The sequence below is a fragment of the Methylocaldum sp. GT1TLB genome (assembly GCF_051027445.1).
Lineage (GTDB): Bacteria > Pseudomonadota > Gammaproteobacteria > Methylococcales > Methylococcaceae > Methylocaldum.
Window position 1 is genome coordinate 3,166,375 of sequence record NZ_CP194898.1, and the last position, 18,971, is coordinate 3,185,345.

The 18,971-nt window shown below is 56.6% G+C and carries 15 protein-coding genes; 6 read left to right on the forward strand and 9 right to left on the reverse strand.

The window, feature by feature from the left end:
• Nucleotides 1-300: 300 nt before the first annotated feature.
• A complete protein-coding gene (locus ACR2R1_RS13740; RefSeq protein ID WP_434110516.1) occupies nt 301-1,500 on the reverse strand; it encodes an acetate/propionate family kinase in 1,200 nt (399 codons plus the stop codon).
• A 70-nt stretch (nt 1,501-1,570) separates the two neighbouring features.
• Nucleotides 1,571-3,949: a phosphoketolase family protein gene (locus ACR2R1_RS13745; RefSeq protein ID WP_077730891.1), complete on the reverse strand. Its 2,379-nt coding sequence runs from the start codon at nt 3,947-3,949 to the stop codon at nt 1,571-1,573.
• A gap of 324 nt (nt 3,950-4,273) precedes the next feature.
• On the opposite strand from ACR2R1_RS13745, the gene ACR2R1_RS13750 reads away from it, so the two are divergent.
• Complete coding sequence (locus ACR2R1_RS13750) at nt 4,274-5,755, forward strand: lipopolysaccharide biosynthesis protein (RefSeq protein ID WP_086133483.1); 1,482 nt, start codon at nt 4,274-4,276, stop codon at nt 5,753-5,755.
• Nucleotides 5,756-5,790: 35 nt separating this feature from the next.
• Here the strand turns inward: ACR2R1_RS13750 and ACR2R1_RS13755 are convergent, their stop codons facing one another.
• Complete coding sequence (locus tag ACR2R1_RS13755) at nt 5,791-6,501, reverse strand: rhomboid family intramembrane serine protease (protein WP_240502550.1); 711 nt, start codon at nt 6,499-6,501, stop codon at nt 5,791-5,793.
• Between the two features lie 183 nt (nt 6,502-6,684).
• Complete coding sequence (locus ACR2R1_RS13760) at nt 6,685-8,892, reverse strand: primosomal protein N' (RefSeq protein WP_434110520.1); 2,208 nt, start codon at nt 8,890-8,892, stop codon at nt 6,685-6,687.
• 369 nt (nt 8,893-9,261) lie between these two features.
• On the opposite strand from ACR2R1_RS13760, the gene ACR2R1_RS13765 reads away from it, so the two are divergent.
• A complete protein-coding gene (locus ACR2R1_RS13765; protein WP_077730887.1) occupies nt 9,262-9,852 on the forward strand; it encodes an HNH endonuclease in 591 nt (196 codons plus the stop codon).
• A 58-nt stretch (nt 9,853-9,910) separates the two neighbouring features.
• On the opposite strand, the gene ACR2R1_RS13770 is transcribed toward ACR2R1_RS13765, so the two are convergent.
• The 3 genes from ACR2R1_RS13770 to ACR2R1_RS13780 all read right to left on the reverse strand — a co-directional run bounded on the left by ACR2R1_RS13770 (nt 9,911) and on the right by ACR2R1_RS13780 (nt 11,619).
• Nucleotides 9,911-10,387 carry an HMA2 domain-containing protein gene (locus tag ACR2R1_RS13770; RefSeq protein WP_434110522.1) on the reverse strand — a complete coding sequence of 159 codons (477 nt, stop codon included), beginning with the start codon at nt 10,385-10,387 and terminating at the stop codon, nt 9,911-9,913.
• 2 nt (nt 10,388-10,389) lie between these two features.
• Nucleotides 10,390-10,683 carry a DUF5132 domain-containing protein gene (locus ACR2R1_RS13775; protein ID WP_133718103.1) on the reverse strand — a complete coding sequence of 98 codons (294 nt, stop codon included), beginning with the start codon at nt 10,681-10,683 and terminating at the stop codon, nt 10,390-10,392.
• A gap of 117 nt (nt 10,684-10,800) precedes the next feature.
• A complete protein-coding gene (locus ACR2R1_RS13780) occupies nt 10,801-11,619 on the reverse strand; it encodes an EcsC family protein (RefSeq protein ID WP_434110524.1) in 819 nt (272 codons plus the stop codon).
• An 814-nt stretch (nt 11,620-12,433) separates the two neighbouring features.
• Between ACR2R1_RS13780 and ACR2R1_RS13785 the strand changes: the two genes are divergently transcribed.
• The 4 genes from ACR2R1_RS13785 to ACR2R1_RS13800 all read left to right on the forward strand — a co-directional run bounded on the left by ACR2R1_RS13785 (nt 12,434) and on the right by ACR2R1_RS13800 (nt 17,302).
• Nucleotides 12,434-12,907: a hypothetical protein gene (locus tag ACR2R1_RS13785; RefSeq protein ID WP_156881663.1), complete on the forward strand. Its 474-nt coding sequence runs from the start codon at nt 12,434-12,436 to the stop codon at nt 12,905-12,907.
• 132 nt (nt 12,908-13,039) lie between these two features.
• Nucleotides 13,040-14,569 (forward strand): hypothetical protein, encoded by a 1,530-nt coding sequence (locus tag ACR2R1_RS13790; protein WP_156881662.1) that lies wholly within the window; start codon nt 13,040-13,042, stop codon nt 14,567-14,569.
• Between the two features lie 1,244 nt (nt 14,570-15,813).
• Nucleotides 15,814-16,860 (forward strand): magnesium transporter, encoded by a 1,047-nt coding sequence (locus tag ACR2R1_RS13795; RefSeq protein ID WP_347257810.1) that lies wholly within the window; start codon nt 15,814-15,816, stop codon nt 16,858-16,860.
• Between the two features lie 226 nt (nt 16,861-17,086).
• Complete coding sequence (locus ACR2R1_RS13800; RefSeq protein ID WP_086133479.1) at nt 17,087-17,302, forward strand: hypothetical protein; 216 nt, start codon at nt 17,087-17,089, stop codon at nt 17,300-17,302.
• Between the two features lie 125 nt (nt 17,303-17,427).
• Here the strand turns inward: ACR2R1_RS13800 and ACR2R1_RS13805 are convergent, their stop codons facing one another.
• Both ACR2R1_RS13805 and ACR2R1_RS13810 read right to left on the reverse strand, forming a co-directional pair.
• Entirely contained in the window at nt 17,428-18,156 is a 729-nt protein-coding gene (locus tag ACR2R1_RS13805) for an RDD family protein (protein WP_077730880.1), read from the reverse strand.
• A 7-nt stretch (nt 18,157-18,163) separates the two neighbouring features.
• Nucleotides 18,164-18,970, reverse strand: a complete 807-nt coding sequence (locus ACR2R1_RS13810; protein ID WP_434110527.1) for a BPSS1780 family membrane protein — start codon at nt 18,968-18,970, stop codon at nt 18,164-18,166.
• Nucleotide 18,971 lies beyond the last annotated feature (1 nt).

The following is an 18,971-nucleotide window of genomic DNA, read 5'->3' on the forward strand; positions in this document are numbered from 1 at the left end:
GACAAAATGCCCCACTCCTAGGGTGCGTTGCAGTCTATCACTCATTCATGCCTTGTCAAGGCTATATCCGACGATTCCTACTGCCTTTCCGACTGGAGCTCTGAGGCCGCGATAAATCAGGGCAAAAGCACACACACAGAAAAGAGACTGGCACGCGTTCGCGCTCTTGCAGAAAGGCCAGGAATGGGCACTCCAAACGAGCCTGCCGCCCGGAATTCAGAGAACACGAAAGCTCAGTACCAAAAGAAATGGAAGAAGCCGCAAAGGAGTGAAAAAACACGTACCAATGGTTTTCCGAGACTATTCGATTGAACCGACGGACCGAGCATCAATCACTTCCGCGGCCTCGCGGGCGATTTCCAGCTCCTCGTCTGTCGGCACGATTAGGATTTTGGCTCGACTATGGGAGGCTTGCAGCTCCGACGTTTCAGACGCGTCCATTGCGTTTTTGCGTACATCGATCACGATTCCGAACGGCTCTAGACCCGAGCAGATTTTGTAGCGGATGGGAGCGGCATGCTCACCGATACCGCCCGTAAAGATCAACGCATCGATGTTACCCAGCACAGCCAAGTAGCCCCCGATGTATTTTTTGATCGCGTAACAGTACATTTCGACGGCCAACCGGGCGTCTTCGCCGCCGACCGCAGCACGCCGCAAAATTTCGCGCATATCATTCGCCCCGACGAGCGCCTTGAGCCCGGCGTTCCTGCTTAGAAGGCACTCTATGTCTCTCGCTGAATAATTGCGGGAGTTCATCAAATGGAGGACGATGCCGGGATCGATGTCGCCGCACCGCGTACCCATGATTAAGCCCGCCAAAGGCGTCATGCCCATCGATGTATCGACGCTACGGCCGTGCTTAATGGCTGTAGCGCTCGCCCCATTACCCAAGTGCAACGCGATGAAGTTGCACGACTCCGGCGGTCGCCCCAGATGGGCGGCGGCTCGTTTCGTGACGTACGCGAACGAGGTTCCGTGAAACCCGTACCGGCGTATTCGATCGTCCCGATAAAATTTTTTCGGCAGCGCGTAATGGTAGGCGTGAGGCGGCATGGATTGGTGAAAGGCCGTATCGAACACAGCGACCTGAGGCACGCCTGGCCAGAGTGCGCGGCAAACCTCAATGCCCAGCAAATTTGGCGGATTATGGAGAGGCGCGAGAGGAACAGCCGCTCGAATCGCCGCCATGACCGAATCGTCGACGACGACAGCGGAACGGAAAGTCTCCCCTCCGTGCACCACACGGTGGCCGATTGCAAAAAGCTCGTTCGGGTCCGGCAACTCGCCAGACTCGTCGAGCCTCCGCATCACTTCGGCAAAGGCTTGACGGTGGTCAGCGAATCCATGCCCCTCACCACCATCTTCAGGCGAAGAAGCGCGAGTCTCTCCAATTCGTTCGATAATGCCTGACAGCAGGACACGTTCGTCACTCAGATCAAACAACCGATACTTTACGGACGAACTACCCGAGTTGAGGACCAAAAGCTTCCTCTGCATGAGTTCTCAGTCAGCTTGAGGGAGTGCGTCTACGAAATCCTTTCCGGGCCGCGCCATCGTCGCTCGCTCATTATTGAGGCCATGTCCAATTGGCGAACTCCGGCTTGTCCACACCGTGCTCATACGCATAATTGCTGCACTCGATCTGCATGTCGCGAAGCTTTTCCTTGACATGGGCGCCCGCAACCAACAGCCCCGGCACGCGATTAATCACATCGATCGCCAGGCTGAAACGGTCGATTTCGTTCTCGATGGCCAATTCCAGCGGGGTATTGATATTTCCTTTCTCTTTATACCCTCGCACGTGCAGGTTCTTATGATTGGTTCTTCTGTAAGAGAGGCGATGGATCAGCCACGGATACCCGTGGAAATTGAAAATAATCGGCTTATCCAAGGTGAAGAGACTGTCGAAATCGCGGTCGTTAAGGCCGTGGGGGTGTTCGCTTGCAGGCTGCAGCTTGAACAAATCGACCACATTGATGAAACGGATCTTCAATGTCGGGAAGTGTTCGCGCAGGAGCATGACAGCCGCTAGCGCCTCTTTCGTTGGGATGTCGCCGCAACCCACCATGACGACATCCGGCTCCGAACCCTGGTCGTTGCTCGCCCAATCCCAGATTCCCAGGCCCTTGATGCAATGCTTTATCGCTGCTTCCATGTCCAAATACTGCAAATGCTTCTGTTTGTCCGAAACAATCACGTTGACGTTATAGGTACTTCGGAGGCAATGGTCCGCCACGCATAGGAGCGTATTGACGTCGGGGGGCAGGTAAATACGGGTCACTTCGGGGCTCTTGTTGACCACGAGATCGAGAAACCCCGGATCCTGATGAGTGAAGCCGTTATGATCCTGTCGCCATACGGTAGAGGTGATCAAGAGGTTCAGGGAAGATACGGGAGCGCGCCAGGGGATGTCGTTGGCGATATCCAGCCATTTTGCGAACTGGTTGAACATCGAGTCGATCACGTGGACGAAGGCCTCATAGGTCGAGAAGAATCCGTGCCGCCCGGTAAGCAGATAGCCCTCGAGCCAGCCCTCCAGCGTGTGCTCCGACAACATTTCCATAACACGCCCCTCCGGCGATAATTCGCCGCCGTCGGCGTCCTCCGGCAAGTAGTCGGCCAGCCACATTTTTTTGCTGGCTTCGTACACATCATCCAGCTTGTTGGAAGTGGTCTCGTCCGGACCGAATACCCGGAAGTTACTAGGATTTAGCGCCAGAATGTCGCGCAAAAAGCGTCCGAGGGGCCGCGTATTTTCCGACTCCACGGAACCAGGTTTCGGCACCTCGACCGCATAATCGCGAAAATCGGGCATCCTTAAAGCTTTACGGAGCAAGCCACCATTGGCATGGGGATTGGCGCTCATGCGCCGATTCCCCCTGGGAGCCAGAGCCTTCAACTCGGGAACGAGGCGGCCGGTGGCATCGAACAGTTTCTCCGGCTCATAACTTCGCATCCATTCTTCGAGCATCTTGAGGTGCTCCGGATTCTGGGCGACTCCTGCGAGCGGCACTTGGTGCGAACGCCAGAAACCTTCTATTTTGTGGCCGTCGACCGTCTTGGGTCCTGTCCACCCCTTCGGGCTGCGCAGCACGATCATAGGCCACCGCGGGCGGCTCAGGCCACCGCCCTGGCGGGCTTCCTGCCGAATCCGACGAATTTCGAGCACGCAATGTTCTAAAGTAGCCGCCATCGCTTGATGCATGGTTTCCGGATCGCTGCCCTCGACAAAATAGGGCGTCCATCCATATCCCGCGAACAGCTGCTCCAGTTCCTCATGGGAAATGCGCGCCAGGACGGTCGGATTATTGATCTTATATCCATTGAGGTGGAGGATCGGCAGTACCGCACCGTCCCGAACCGGATTGAGGAATTTATTCGAATGCCAGGAGGCTGCGAGAGCTGCGGTTTCTGCCTCGCCATCGCCGACCATTACGGTAACCAAGAGATCGGGGTTATCGAACGCCGCACCGAAGGCATGGGAAATGCTGTAACCTAACTCTCCCCCTTCATGGATCGATCCCGGCATTTCCGGCGTGCAATGGCTGCCGATTCCGCCTGGAAACGAGAATTCCCTGAAGAACAGACGCATCCCCTCTTCGTCTTCATTTTTATTCGGATAGATTTCGGAGTACGTACCCTCGAGATAAACCGGCGCCAATACGCCTGGCGCTCCATGACCGGGGCCGGTGATGAAAATCGCATCAAGATCGTACTTATTGATTAGGCGATTGAGATGAACGTAGCTGAAACTCAAGCCGGGACTGGAGCCCCAATGACCGAGCAAGCGTTTTTTGATATGCCCCGGCTGCAAAGGCTCTTTCAGCAGAGGATTGTCCTTCAGATAAATCATGCCCACCGCAAGGTAGTTGCACGCCCGCCAGTAGGCATCGAGTTTTTGCAGCTCGTCGGCCTCGAGTGGGTGTTCCGCGATAAAAGACGCCATGGGCTTACCTCGCTGTTTGTTAGCTGATGAACTTAAGAAACAAGGCCGATTAAAACTCGGCCTTCATCATTGACTTTGCTTCGAAAACAACCAATTTTAGTTTGACAAGCTTAGATGAGCATAATTTGATTACTTTTATCCGAAAAACCATGCAAATGCCGACGCGAACATCTATGAATTCGCGAAAACTTCCCACAAACGGCAACTCTTAAACGAGAACGTCGTGACACGGGTTGGAACGCATGAGAAACCGCACACGATTTTGGCGTCCATCCGGACTCGCCATAAAATGACGGCCTTCAAACATCGCCGGCGCATCAACTTTTGAACCCTCTCCGCAAGCTTGCCTCGCAAACCGTCATCTACGGCTTGAGCAGCATCATCGGCAGATTCCTCAACTATCTGCTGGTTCCGCTGTACACCTATACGTTTCCGGCGCAGGAATACGGCATCGTTTCGGAGTTTTATGCCTACGCCGGCTTTTTCGCCGTACTCCTGGTGTTCGGCCTGGAAACGGGCTTTTTCCGCTTCAGCAACCGGGAAGAACTCCGGTCGGACACCGTATACTCGACGGCGCTCGTCTTCTTGATATTGGCGAACCTGGCGTTTGTCTCCGGAATCGTCGTATTTCGCGAACCGCTTGCGGCGCTGCTCCGCTATTCGGAGCATCCGGAATATCTGGTGTGGTTCGGCGCGATTCTGGCGCTCGATTCCATCTCCGCACTGCCGTTCGCCAAACTGCGCTCCGAAAACCGGGCTTGGCGCTTTGCCGGCATCAAACTGATCGAAATCGTACTCGCCATAGGACTCAACCTGTTCTTCCTGGTTTATTGCAAAAAGGCCGAGGAGCTTTGGCCGAACTCGCTTGGAGCGCGTTTGTACGATCCGGCTATCGGTGTCGGCTATATCTTCCTGGCAAATCTTGCGGCCAGCGCGTTCAAGCTCCTGCTGCTCCTGCCGCAATTCAAAAGCTTGCGGCATGGGCTCGATTCGCGACTCCTGAAAAGCTTGCTGGCTTACTCTCTGCCGATGGTGGTGATCGGATTTGCGGGGATGGTCAACGAAATGCTCGACCGCGCCATCCTGAAATTTCTGCTGCCCTATGATCTTGCAACCAATCTGCGCATGCTGGGCATCTATGGCGCGTGCTACAAGCTGTCGATCCTGATGTCGCTCTTCATACAGGCCTTCCGTTATGCAGGCGAACCCTTCTTTTTTGCATATGCCGGACGGGCGGACGCAAAGCGCGCTTATGCGCTCGTGATGAATTATTTCGTGATCTTCTGCGTATTCATCTTCCTGGTGGTGACCCTGTACATCGACGTATTCAAGTACTTCGTCGGCGTGGAATACCGGGAAGGGCTTCACGTCGTGCCCGTTTTGCTCTTGGCCAATCTGTTCCTGGGCATCTACGTCAACCTGTCGATCTGGTACAAACTCACCGATCGAACCCTGATGGGGGCATGGGTATCCTTGATCGGCGCCGCGCTCACCATCGGCCTGAATATATGGTGGATTCCGATCATGGGCTACATGGGCTCGGCCTGGGCGACGCTGGCGTGTTATGCCACGATGACCGTCATTTCCTACGCTCTCGGTCAATACTATTACCCGGTGCGTTATCCGCTAGGAAAGATCGTGGGCTATCTCCTGCTCGGATTATTGCTGTACGGCGGACACAAAGATCTGGTGGAGTCGTGCGGCTTGACGTCCTGGACGGTCGGCACGGCATTCCTCGGGCTTTACCTCCTGATCGTCGCCCTGGTGGATATGCGCCCTATGCTCAGAAAACGGCAGCCGGCGTAAGGCTCGCTCTCGGCAGAACGTCGACAGACTGAAAATCAGTAGCGGTCATACGGCCCCGCCGCATGCCGAAGATGCTGAGCCAGATAATCCGGTCGATGCATGGGACCAGCCAAAATCAGGCCAGCCAGAAATCCCCCCACGTGTGCCCAGAACGCCACGCCACCGCCAGCCTCTTGCAGGGCTGGGAGTCCACCTGCGATCTGGATGAAGAACCAATATCCCAGCATGGCAATGGCAGGCAAAGCCACGGTAGTCACATAGAATCCGAGGAAGATCAGCGTCACTATTCTGGCCCTCGGATAGAGCCGAGCATACGCTCCCATTACCCCTCCGATCGCGCCGGACGCACCCACCATGGGTATTGCCGCAGCCGGATCGGTGAAGATCTGAGCGCCGGCGGCGGCCAAGCCACATGCGAGATAAAAAATAACGAACCGTATCGGCCCCATCGAGTCTTCGACGTTGTCGCCGAACACCCAAAGGAACCAGAGATTTCCGATGATGTGAAACCACCCGCCGTGGAGGAACATATGGGTCACCAGGGTCAGGACGGACGTGTCCCCGGTCAGCTCGCAGCCCAGATTTTCTCCGAGGGGAATGACGGTTCCGGCCGGTACACGATCGAACAGCTCACCCGGGATCAAGCCATAATTGCACAAGGACCACGCCAGCGGCTCGCCGTTACCCAAGCCTTGAACAAAAACCCAACTGGCGATATTCAGGCCGATTATCGCAATCGTCGCCACTGGCCTCCTGACAATCGGATTTTCGTCTCGTAATGGGAACATAGATTCCTCGCATGTCTTGTGAGTGGTATTTGGGAAACCCAAGGCCGTCGCGACACTCGACTCCAGCGCCATGCTAATTGGAGTCCGGGAGAAAAAGAAGCCAAGATCAAGCGAACCTGTAAACGGCGCCACTAGCCGCTATCAATAAAGGTCGACCGGATCGACGTCTATAGACCAACGGACTCGCTTGGCTTCATCAAGTTCCGAAATCAACGGCAGCAGTGACTCGATAAGTCCGTGCAGCAGATTGCGCCTGGCGGATTGAAACAGCAGTTGATAACGCTGCCGTCCGGCTCGCCGCGCCATCGGTGCGGGAACCGGCCCCAACACCAACAATTCGGGCGACGGTCGCTCGTTCGCAAGATCGGCAACTCGCCCCAAGAAGCTTCGCGGCGCATCGATGTCGGTCGCCTCCGCCCGCCATAGCGCCTGATAGGTAAAGGGGGGCAACTGCGCCGCTCGGCGCTCGTCCGTACAGGCTTTTGCAAAACCGGAATAGCCGTCCCTGATCAACACATGAAGCAATGGGTGGCCAGGGTGCCGAGTCTGCAAAACGACGGTGCCCATTCGTTCTTCCCGCCCGGCGCGGCCCGCTACTTGAATAATCAATTGCGCAGTCCGTTCGCCGGAACGAAAGTCGGTGCTGTAGAGGCCGGAATCCACATCCGTGATTCCGACCAGCGTGACCCGCGGAAAATGATGGCCTTTCGCCAGCATCTGGGTGCCGATCAGGATATCCATCCGGCCTTCGTGAATGTCGTTCAAAAGCGTTTCCAATCGTCCTTTGCGCCGCGTGCTGTCGCGGTCAATGCGCACTATGCGGGCGCCTGGGAACAACTCTGCCAACGCGTTCTCCACGCGCTCGGTCCCGAGCCCCAAGGGGCGAAGGTCTTCACTGCCGCAGCCGTTACAAGAACGGGCCAAGGACTGTTCGAACCCGCAGTGATGGCAACGCAGACGCCCGTCGCCGGCATGAACGACCAAGTTCGCGTCGCAACGTCGGCAACGGGCGACCCATCCGCAGGCGTGACAAATCAAAGTCGGCGCAAAACCGCGCCGATTGACGAACAACAGCGCCTGCTCGCCGCGGCTCAATGTGTCGGCAATATACGCGATCAGTGCCGGCGAAAGCCCTTCCTGCAAGCGATGCCCTCGAATATCGAGCAATCGGAAGCTGGGTTGGAGCGCCCCGCCTGCGCGATGAAGAAGCCGCAAATGCCGATACCGCTCCTGCGATACGTTGCAGAGACTTTCCAAAGACGGCGTGGCCGACCCCAACAGAATAGGAATGTTGAACAGCCGGGCTCGCATGACGGCCACGTCGCGCGCCGAGAAGCGGAAGCCATCCTGCTGCTTGAATGAAGTGTCGTGCTCCTCGTCCAGAATGATCATCCCCGGCGACTTCATCGGGGTGAAGACGGCGGAACGGGTACCGAGCAGAATACTCACCTCTCCTCGCTGCATTTGTAGCCAGGAACGGCAGCGCTCGGTTTCCGTGAGCCCGGAATGAAATATCGCGACCGGAACCGAGAAGCGGCTGCGAAAGCGGGCTTGCAACTGAGGCGTCAGATTGATTTCCGGCAGCAAGATCATGATCTGCTCGCCTCGCGCCAAAACCTCCTGCGTCAATTGCAGATACACTTCGGTTTTACCGCTGCCGGTCACGCCTTCCAGCAAGAAAGCGGCGTACGCGCCCATGGCCTCCCGAACGGCGGCTATTGCGCGCTGCTGGTCCTCGTTGAGATCGAAAGGAGGAGATTTGAGTGAATTGTGGGCAGGTACTTGCGCTTCCCGGCTCTGGCACCAGCACGCCAAACCTTTCCGAACCAGGCCGTCTACAGCACCGCGCCAGTCCCAATCCAGTTCGCTCAAAAGACTATGAGGAACGCCGTTCGGATGCTCGCGGAGCAATCCGATCAACGCCGTTTGGCGAGGGGCTCTCTTGCATGACTGCGCCGCGAAAGCATAGTCCTCCGTGACCAGGCGAAGAACCCGTTCTCCCGCGAGCTCGGCCGCACTGCCCTTGCGCAACAGGACGGCCAGAGCCGCTGCGACGACCTCACCGATAGGATGGTGATAATAACGGCTCGCCCAGTTGAGCAACCGGAGATCGTCGGAAGACAGCAAGGGATCGCTGTCGAGTATCGCTAACGCCTCCTTCAAACGTCCACGGTCCACCTCCGATTCTTCCGCAATGTCCATCAATACGCCAATTTTTCGGCGACGGCCGAAGGGAACTTCGACGCGGACGCCAAGCTTCAAACTCTGAATATCGGAAGCTGAAGGAGGAAGATAGTCGAACAGACGTCGCAAAGGCACCGAAACAGCGATCTTAAGAATTTTCGTCATGTTCAACGAACTGCCACAAATCCCGGGTAGAATCGGGAAAACCGCAACACGCTTAGCAGAAAAGCAAAATCTTGCTTATCCACAGTTTCTGTGGATAACTTTGTGGAATAGATGTCGGGATGTTGCCGAAAAATGCATGAAGACTAGACTTTCATTAAATTGTAAAGATTTTGACCAAAACTTATTTTTTATAATTTTATCAATGCCTTATTTGGTCACAAAAAAATCTAATCGCGGCAGCACTGATTCAAATTTTTCCTTGACAAACAAATTGAATACACTGTGCATAAGTCGACCGACGACAGCAACCGGAAATCAAGTGTTTAACCATTCTGCAATGAAAGACAACAATCGAACGATGGAGGATCTATGGAGATTTATCATCTACAGGTGTTACGTACCGATGCCTCTGGCATGCCGCTGGAATGGATAGGCTACCAAGAGGCGGCAAAGCTTTATCATCTAGGTGAAGTAGCCTATAGCTGCGGTACCCACCTGTATACGCTGCGGGGTGGCATTAATGCCAAGACGGGGCGCCGCAGTCTCATCGAAGTCAATTCGATCATCGCCACACACCACCACCATAACAACGGCTACGGCATCGATCCCAACTACGTTCCGCCCTTAAGCAATCCTGCCCTATTCCGCCGCGACAACAATCTTTGTCTCTACTGCGGCCACCGATTTCACCATAGCGACCTTTCCCGCGACCACATCACTCCGATCAGCGTCGGAGGCGCCGACACCTGGAACAATGTCGTAACCGCATGCAAGCGCTGCAACAACCATAAAGCCGGACGAACCCCGGAACAAGCCGGCATGCAACTCCTAGCCATTCCGTTCACCCCAACCCACGCGGAATATGTCTACCTACAAGGACGCCGGGTATTGAGCGATCAAATGGAATTCTTGAAAGCGCATTTTCCCCGCAAAAGCCCTTTGCATCAGCGGTTAAGCTAGCGCCTTCAGCTCCCTCAGATGGTCTGCAACATCCGACAAAGAGTACGCGCGCTTCCGGCTAGTGTTTGCCGATTTTGTCCGAACCGACCAGACTGATCGCTTCCCAAAGCATGGAAACCGCCGGCACCAGAATCTGCCCGCGTCTCGCCTGATAAACCGCCAATCCCACCAACAAAAGAAAAAAGGCCGACTGCAAATCCACTAGCCCGCCACTCGCGGTGGTAAGGCTGCGGTCAAATGCATTGAGACCCTTGGTTGCGCGCTGACCCAGCGTGCGGACGGGTGTGGCCGACAAGGGTTTAACGGAAAATAAAGCGGCTTGCTCCGCATACCTTGCAACATCGATTGCACTCGTTTCCGCGGCGTGAAGCAGCAAAACGCTACCGGTAAACGCATTGAGCTTGACGCTGGTAACGCCCGGACATTCGGCTAAACGTTCGGCGAGAGCGGCAAAAAAGGCCGAATCATTGCGCTTTTCGGGAATTCTCAGCCGTAATCGACCGGCTAGCTCATGAACGACGAAGGCCGAGACCATCTTTAGCCTTTCATATCGCTTTCCGCAGCGGCTTGCTCGGCGGCTTCGAATCCTTCCGCTGCGGCCGCCTGCTCTGCCAGCTCCGCTCGAACCTCGGCCACCAGATCTTCGAAGGTTTCGCCGGCTTCAGCCGCCCATTCGCGGCCTTTTTCGAACAGCAGGATGCCGGTCTTCACGGCTGCTCGTGCAGCTGGCCGCAGCGCCGGCGCAAGAACGACACCGGCCGCCACCATGCCAAGCCCGATCACAACGCCTTTGGCCACACCGTTTTCAAGAAAATCGCCGAAACCAGCCATCGCTACCTCCCTGGATTCCAGAAACCCCATTGATTAAGAAAATACCTCGGCCGCATAAAAAGCCAAGGGTATTATGCCAGCGGGCCAAGAACCACGAAAAGTTTAAATAAAGGAAAGCTAAACTGACGCGTACGACAGCCTGTACTCGGGGGCGCGCAGCTTATCGTACTCCGCCCGAACGAGCTTCGGGCCGTACTTCCGCTCGAGACGGCGGATCGAAAAGTGGCTATGTGCCATAACTTGAAAGTGCTGAATGAACACGCTGTTGACCAAAGCGCCGCCGACCGCCCCCACAATCGGGACGATTTCCGCAGCGGCTTTTTCCGAGACCGTTATGCCGAAACGGCTCGAGATCATCATAATAAAATCCACCAACATCGGCGCGCCGGCCCGATTGCCTAGGCCGTTCCGAGCGATATAGCTGGAGGCCGCGGCAACGGGCCGCTCCAAAGCGAGACGCAACCCGTAGTACCCGGCATCAGCCGCATCATCGTCCTTAGTACGCCCACCCAAGGCGAACACTTCGAGACACGCCAGGCGGGTCGCGATATCGTCGAGATCTTCGCCCTCGCTGCGGGCGATATCGGCAATCGAACGCAGCATGAGAATGGTCGTAAACGGCAGCTCCACCAGCAAGGCCGGACCGCCTAAAAAACCACCGACCGCACCGCTCGCGATGCTGAGCAACTTGTAATACACGTCGCGGGATGCCGTCCCCGGCTTATTGTCCAGGCTCGTGACCGCCACGCCCAAAGCCTTCCAAATGGCATTCTCGGCGCAGCGATGCAGTCTTCGGTACCATGGCTTGGGCAAAAGCTTAAGCCCTTTCTCCAAGGGTGTGCCGACCGCATCGGCAAGCCTGACGGCGAAGGCGGGATATTCGAGATGCCGATATGCCCGCTTGAGACTCAAATAGTCTTCGTGCGACAAAGCCATGGGTCTGCCACTCATAATCAGATCGCTCGCTCGGCCCAAACCGCTGTTTACAAAAAGCGTGAAAATAGCCGCACGAGATTACAGTTATATGACGGCAGCCATCGCCGGCCATGCTATTGCCGCTCCCGTGCCGCCTCATGGAACGCATTTTAGTAAGGCGAGAGCAAATCCCAAAACCGTTCTACTCGTACATTGAGGTTGTTGCGGCCGGATCGGACCAACACTGTCAGATGATTTGAACTGCCACTCCCGATTCGAAGCTGCCATTCGTAGCGGTCGTCCATGCGCCTGATTTTCGGCTAAAGCGGACGATCGCGGATTGATGATTGCGACTTTGCCTGAACGTCAGCTTTTGATATTGCCCACGTAGCGCTTAGTACCCAAAGCTGCTGGGCCTTATTATTAACCCGGCCTATAAATATAGGCCGGGTTAATCCGGGGCAGGGATGCCCCGGCGCGGCGACCAGCCGCTTGAGCCCAGGCCGGGCGTGTACCGGCCTGGGCGGCGGCCCGAAATACCAGGAGGGTATTTACAGGCCTGATTAATAAGGGCTCAAATGGCAGTTCTCCAGACATACAATCCCTACCCCCTTTTTTACTTGGACAAGGTGTCCTTCGAATATCGGTTTAGTCTCCTCCCGCCCCATAAGGGAGCCGATATTTGGATCGAAATGACGGACAGCCACTTTCATCCTCGGCATCCAAATATTTCAATGATTCGTCGGCCACACCCGCGATAACCTGTGATTCTGGCAAATCCGATTCTTTCATCAAATGCGTTATGGCGAAGAGGCGTTTCGCGTAGGAGGTGACTATGACGAAACACAATCGCAACGTGTATGGGGTAGTCCTACAGCCGTTGACAGTATTGCTTGTCTTTGTGGCATTAGCCTCATCTTCGAGAGCGGACGCTCCAAGACCAGCATTTACCGAACGCGGCATCGAAGGAAGGTGGGGATTTTCGGGGGAGTTCGGGATGATTGTGCCCCCCGCTGCCCCTCAAGCGGTGCCAACGGCCGCCCTTGGCACGGTGATCTTTGATGGCCACGGAGGCTGCGCGGTCACCACGACTGTCAATATCAACGGGACTATCCTCGGACCTCTCACGTCCAAGACGTGCACCCATTCGGTCAATCCCGATGGCACGGGTACCAGTGTCGCCGAGTTCTCGGGAACGGCCTTTGATGGGCCTTCGACAGTCGCGTTTGTGATCGTCGACCGCAATCGCGAGATCCGATTCATCAACACCACCCTCACGGTCGCCGGATTTACCGCCAAGCGGCAGTAGCTAGAGCCGCTCGATAATGGCATCGCATCTCCTGAATGACTCTTCACATCAACACTGTCATGACCGCAAGCTTTAGTTCCTGCACAAACAGCGATAACGGCAACCGCAGCGAAACCATGAAAGGAGGACAATATGGCACGAGTAGAAGGATTTGAGCCGGCGAATAGCGATCAGGTGCCGGTAGATGCTAATGGAAATCCCGTCGCCGTGGGCGTGTGGGGTGACTCCACCACCGGAGTAGGCGTGTTCGGTACGAGCGGCGCTCTCCCTCCTAACGTAGCGAACATCCCTACTAACATCGCCGGGGTGGAAGGCCACAGCATCCAAAATCCGGGAGTATTTGGCCGCAGCATCGAGGGCGAAGGTGTCGCGGGCGAAAGCTTGCAGAGCCTAGGTATGCTTGGCCGAAGTGCAACCGGCACTGGCGTATTGGGCGTTACATTTGTTCCAACTCCCGACGCCTCCGGTGTCTTCGGCTCCAGCACTACCGGTGGTAACGGCGTGACCGGCTTCGTCGGCGAGGCCACCGGCGTGGTGGGAAGTAGCATCAGGGGTACCGGCGTCCGCGGGACTAGCGGCGATGGGGATGGCGTACTTGGTGAACGTTTCGGTGTACCTACCGGCGGCTTCGAAGCCGGCGTACGCGGACTCTGCGATGCCGGGTTCGGCGTCGTGGGCTCCAGCAACTCTCTAGTGGGTGTGTTCGGCTTAGCCGGCACAGAGCGAACAAGAGGCATTGGCGTAGCCGGAGCAGCAGTCAATACCGGCACCGGCGTATCTGGCGTAGCGGGAGAAGGCACGGGCGTGCGTGGCGATAGTGCCTCTGGCTCCGGTGTGAGTGGCAATAGCCGCGGTGGTTTCTTCAGCGCCGGTGTGAGTGGCGATAGCAGCGGTGGTTTCATCAGCGTTGGTGTGTGGGGTACAAGTTCTGCTCAAAGGGGCATTGGCGTGTACGGCAGAGGGGGTGAAGATGGATGGGCAGCATTTCTCGATGGAAAAGTCGAGGTTTTTGGTCCTTTAATCAAGTCCGGTGGTGGCTTCAGGATCGATCACCCCCTTGAGCCGGCGCACAAGTACCTTGCTCACTCATTTGTCGAGTCGGCCGAGATGAAGAATGTTTATGACGGGGTTGCGGCTCTTGACGGGAATGGGGAGTGTTTTGTGGAGCTTCCTGAATGGTTTGAAGCCCTCAATTGCGACTTCCGCTATCAGCTCACCTCTATTGGCGAGCCTGCCCCTAACCTTCATGTCGCTCGGGAGATTTCAAACAATCGCTTCAATATTGCGGGAGGTAAGTCGGGGATGAAAGTTTCTTGGCAGGTAACAGGCATTCGCAAGGATTCTTGGGCGCAAGCACATCCATTAATAGTAGAGGAAGAAAAGCCTGCGGATGAGCAGGGTTATTATCGGCACCCAGAGTCGTACAATCAGCCCCCGGAAAATAGCACTTTTTGGAAGGGGAACTCTGAATTAATGCTCCAGCTTGCGGCGCAACAGGAAGGCTTATTCAGCAAAGAGATTGACCAGCTACGAGCCAAACAGATGGCATCTCCAGAAGAGCCATCGAAGATCGACCGCGCCCGCCTTGAGGAGGAGTGGCGACGGGTGGAGGAGTTAGTGCAGCGAATGGGCCAACCGACCCTGAGTAAGGATAGCGAGTAAACGAGGGCCTCGGAAAGCCACCACAGGCAGGACGCAAAGTCCGCGCACGAAACGGACGGTCACGTCTACATCGGTTTCACTTTCGATGTAGGGTGCGTTGCGTGCACCCTGCATCGTCGAACCGTATGCAGCGCACAGTATCTCCTTCATCATTTTCTAGCTTTTAGCTCCCCTGAGTACATTCCGCAAATATTTGCGGAATCTCGACTGATTGGCTTGATTGGCGGGGTTGTCCTGCAGGTTGCCTATGCCGCAAGACTTCCCTGAATGTACTTAGAGCGTTTTCATCTCGCTCGTACGGCAGAACAGGCTTGGCGGACGTCGTTGGCGCCTTCGGCTCGGGTGAATGGATTCAAGCATTCGTAGGTCGGCAATCCTTTCCCAATCGCAAACGGTCGCTTTAGTCGCGACCCTTCCGACGAAGACGCTCGGCGGGACGTGTCGTCGGGAAAGGATTCCCGACCTACTCGCGAGTGCCCGTACAGGCGGTATGAAAATGCTCTAGCCCTGCCTGTCAGCGCCCAAGCCTAACTGTGCGTATATCGACTCCTCCCCGAGCGCAAGAAACCGATCGATAGGGATGGCGACAAGGAAGCGCATGCAGTCGTATATCCGGCATCTTGAAGTGGGCTCTTGGTGGCCCGTGCCGACATGGAATCTGCGCACGGAGCGCCAATCGCTACAAGCGGCACGCGAGCTGCCGGCAAAGGTATCGGCGTCAATCCGTGTGGGTACAACCCTCTTAGCCATGATGGGCGATCGGTCTCAAAGCAAGCGAGTGAATAGGACATCAAAACTCTGCGAACATCATTGTCACGAAGCCACGGCATAGGCGCTGCGCGCCAGCTTGCGCCGTGGTCGGCACGGCGGCCGCTATAGGGATGGCAGCCCGCAGCGCGGCGTAACAGTTCCGCATCAACTTCGAAATCTTTTGATCACACTCCATGGTTATCCTTGAACGTGTTTATCGGACTATCGAAGTCTCCAATAGCGATCATCCAAGGCCCCGGTACCGGAATGCCGCTTTTCTCTCGGCCTTGACCATTGGCCGATAGAGACACGTGACGAAATGTAGTTCACGGAAACATCAAGAAATGCGCATAGGATCGCCCCGGTACACGTATAACCTGGCTTGGGGATTAATTCCGATACCCCGCAGCGGGACTTGACGGGTATTCGGTCGCAAGGGAAAGTGCGCCGATAAACTCGAACGAGCCGGCCTTGGTCGCGCTGGACTCCGAGTCATGCCCCAAATTGAACAAATGCAGAAAGCGAATATGGAAAAAGCCATCGAAAAGAAAAGACGCCCGACGAAATCTCGAAAGAGAAATCACCGCCAGGGCGAAACGGCCGGCACCCACCTGACGGCCAGCGTACCCCGCGCCTATTCGAACGAAACCGCGGCGGCCGTTCAAACTCGCTTAAGAGAACACCGCTTCGATCACGCTGAATTGATCTGTATCACCGATCCGGAAGATCGGCTGCTCGGGTGTGTCGTTCTGGAGGATTTGATCGCCTTGCCCGCGGAGACGCCTATGGGAGACGTTCTTAAGGCACTGCCCATGGTTCGCGTAGACGAAGATCAAGAGAAACTGGCGTCCTTGGCGCTGCACCATCGGCTGACCGCGGTTCCCGTCGTCGACCATGGCGGACATTTCCTCGGCGTGGTACCGCCCCTGGCGCTGATGCACATCTTGCGACATGAGCACGTGGAAGATCTGCACCGCCTCGCCGGGATCAAACGCGAGACGCATCAGGCGCGGGAAGCTATGGAATCGGCCCCGCTGCGGCGAGCGCGGGACCGGTTGCCGTGGTTGATGCTCGGACTGGTGGGCAGCGCCTTGGCGACCCAGGTCGTTGCGCAATTCGAGGCACAATTGCAGGACCGGATCGCTATCGCCTTTTTCATTCCGGGTTTAGTTTATATCGCCGATGCCATCGGCACTCAGACCGAGGCCATTGCCGTACGCGGGCTATCGCTCTCTCATGCGAACCTCCGCTCGCTGCTCGGCGGGGAAATGCGGACCGGCCTACTGATCGGCCTTACCTTGGCTGCCGTCACTCTCCCTATAATCTGGCTGATCTTCGGGGACTTTTATCTGGCGCTGGCGGTTGCCGTGGCGTTGTTTTCGGCCGGCTGCGTGGCGACGACGATCGGGCTCTTTCTTCCGTGGCTGTTGGGGGAGTTGGGAACGGACCCCGCCTACGGCAGCGGCCCTCTCGCAACCATTCTGCAGGACGTCATGAGCCTTTTGATCTATTTCGCCGCGGTCAACCTCTTTTTATTTTAGAAAGCGGCAGGGAATGCAGTGACTTCGCTCAACCCGGCTTAAGCGACCTTGCCACCCCCCTCCGCCGGTTGCGAAACCGACGATCTTGCTCAGGCTACGATTTATTTCCGTTACGACGCTGTTCATCTTTTGGCAATAACGCTTTAATGACCCTCCGGGATCGACAGCGTCAAGGATCGGTCTCAAGGCCATCAGCTGATCTTTTGGCAATCCGGAGCCACAATGTATGCATCCACACATCGGTCTAGATCATCTCACAGGCTACCGCTTTCAGATCATCGAGCTCAGCGCGGACACCAACACGGTACTGCTCCACTACGAAGAAACCGCCTGGCCGCAGGAGGTCGAACCCACCCGCCGGATGGCGTGGACCGAATTCGTCGATCATCTTATCCAGGGCCACTTTGAAATCCTGCGAGATCTCGCCCAGTCGGACCGGTGAAAATGGTTGTCGCGAAGCCCGTGCGGCATGCAGCCTCGTTATCGGAATCGAGGTGACAGGCTGCTCCACGGGAATGGGGCATTCGCGTTTATCGCCGGTTTCGCCGATCGGCGATCACGGGCCCGTTAATCCGTCTTACGGGCTGCCGATGCCTCTCGCCCCATCAGAAAATTGGCGATGCGAAAGAGCTTCTGCCGTCCTTGGGGCGGAGAAAGCCCCCGAGTCAGAGGGAAAGCCAATTCCGCCAGTTCTTCCGCGCGCTCTCGTGTGAGCGTGGCGCAACGCCGCCGGTACTCGATCAGTGCGTGCCGTTCGGAAGGGGTAAGGGAAAAAGGCGGGGGTTCCGCCTCGGAATAGTCGTCGATGACGGCGGATTGTCCGGCATCCGGCCGATAGACCACCACGGTGCCGGCCGAGATGTCGCCTAGCCGTTTGTTGTCGGCGTTGCACCCCATGGCGATGAGCCCGAACGCGTAGCCGACCGGCAAAGCGTCGACAAAGCGCAAGGTGTTGCGGATGAAGGCGGCATCCCAGCCCGCCGGCGTTCCGTCTTCGCGCAACACCGCCAATTTGCACAGGCGTTTTCCCGGCGTAGCGCCGTCGTTCAAGGCCTCGAACGCGATGTTGTAAAACCAGCCGAGGACGAAATAAGTCAGTATGACAAGACCCTGCCCCAATGCGCCGAAATACCGCAGCACCACCACGGCGCACACGAAAATCAGAAGACGTATCAGGGCGTCGATCATAAAGGCGCGCGCCCGCGCCGCCGGCCCGGCGACACGAAGTCGAAGCTCGCAGCCCTCCGGGGTGGCGACGGATCGGACGGTGTCGAGCGGGGCGGCGGAAGCGGTCATAACTGCGTCAAGCGATGAAGATGTCTTGATAAGCCTTGTATGTCGAACAGATCAACACCGGCATTAGGACCAACCAACCCAAGCCGACGGGAAGCGTCGCGACGATCGCCGCAACCAAGCCCACGATACCGTAGACCAGGAACGGCATGATGTTGCGGAGACACCCCCGAAAGCTGAGCCCCATGGCCTCGACGGCGCTCTTGTCATGAAACACGACCAAGGCCGGCGCGAACCACATGGCCATGAGCAGCGGAACCAGAAGGGCGAATGCGAGCAAGGAAGCCACGAGCACCATCATGATATTCGACGCGTCCGGCGGCGTTCCCGCGAAAATGCTCATCGTACCGGAGCCGCCGAGTACGACCACGAACACTCCCCCCGCGACCACAAGGGCTCCCAATAGGTACAGCAAACCGACCAGCGCGAGCTTTCCGAAATTGCGCTGGAATCCTTCGAACAAGTGGCCAAAGGCGAGTCCCCGCCCTTGTTCGAGAGAACGGCATCCCAGCATCAACCCGCCGGTCAGCACCGGGTAGACCAGGCTGGACAGCAGATTCACGACCGGAATCAGGTTGATGACGATGCTCAGCAAGAACATGACGACGATAATTCCGATCCAGGTTCCGGGTGCCTCCTTGAACAATCCCCAGCCTTCGCTCAACCATGCCCAGCCGCGCCCGGCATCGTTCCGATTCGGCTTTTCCAGAAGCACGCCGGAATTCTCCGGAACGGGATCGGCCACTCGCGACCGGGGAGCCTGAAAGGGATTGTGGGAAGCATCGTTGGAAGACGGATCACGACCCGTAGTGTCCATA

What these genes read in the sequence shown, in the direction of transcription:
- ACR2R1_RS13810 (WP_434110527.1), bottom strand. Translation starts at nt 18,970, where the DNA reads ATGGACACTACGGGTCGTGATCCGTCTTCCAACGATGCTTCCCACAAT.
- ACR2R1_RS13770 (WP_434110522.1), bottom strand. Translation starts at nt 10,387, where the DNA reads ATGGTCTCGGCCTTCGTCGTTCATGAGCTAGCCGGTCGATTACGGCTG.
- ACR2R1_RS13745 (WP_077730891.1), bottom strand. Translation starts at nt 3,949, where the DNA reads ATGGCGTCTTTTATCGCGGAACACCCACTCGAGGCCGACGAGCTGCAA.
- ACR2R1_RS13765 (WP_077730887.1), top strand. Translation starts at nt 9,262, where the DNA reads ATGGAGATTTATCATCTACAGGTGTTACGTACCGATGCCTCTGGCATG.
- ACR2R1_RS13800 (WP_086133479.1), top strand. Translation starts at nt 17,087, where the DNA reads ATGCATCCACACATCGGTCTAGATCATCTCACAGGCTACCGCTTTCAG.
- ACR2R1_RS13760 (WP_434110520.1), bottom strand. Translation starts at nt 8,892, where the DNA reads ATGACGAAAATTCTTAAGATCGCTGTTTCGGTGCCTTTGCGACGTCTG.
- ACR2R1_RS13785 (WP_156881663.1), top strand. Translation starts at nt 12,434, where the DNA reads ATGACGAAACACAATCGCAACGTGTATGGGGTAGTCCTACAGCCGTTG.
- ACR2R1_RS13780 (WP_434110524.1), bottom strand. Translation starts at nt 11,619, where the DNA reads ATGGCTTTGTCGCACGAAGACTATTTGAGTCTCAAGCGGGCATATCGG.
- ACR2R1_RS13775 (WP_133718103.1), bottom strand. Translation starts at nt 10,683, where the DNA reads ATGGCTGGTTTCGGCGATTTTCTTGAAAACGGTGTGGCCAAAGGCGTT.
- ACR2R1_RS13740 (WP_434110516.1), bottom strand. Translation starts at nt 1,500, where the DNA reads ATGCAGAGGAAGCTTTTGGTCCTCAACTCGGGTAGTTCGTCCGTAAAG.
- ACR2R1_RS13805 (WP_077730880.1), bottom strand. Translation starts at nt 18,156, where the DNA reads ATGACCGCTTCCGCCGCCCCGCTCGACACCGTCCGATCCGTCGCCACC.
- ACR2R1_RS13795 (WP_347257810.1), top strand. Translation starts at nt 15,814, where the DNA reads ATGCCCCAAATTGAACAAATGCAGAAAGCGAATATGGAAAAAGCCATC.
- ACR2R1_RS13790 (WP_156881662.1), top strand. Translation starts at nt 13,040, where the DNA reads ATGGCACGAGTAGAAGGATTTGAGCCGGCGAATAGCGATCAGGTGCCG.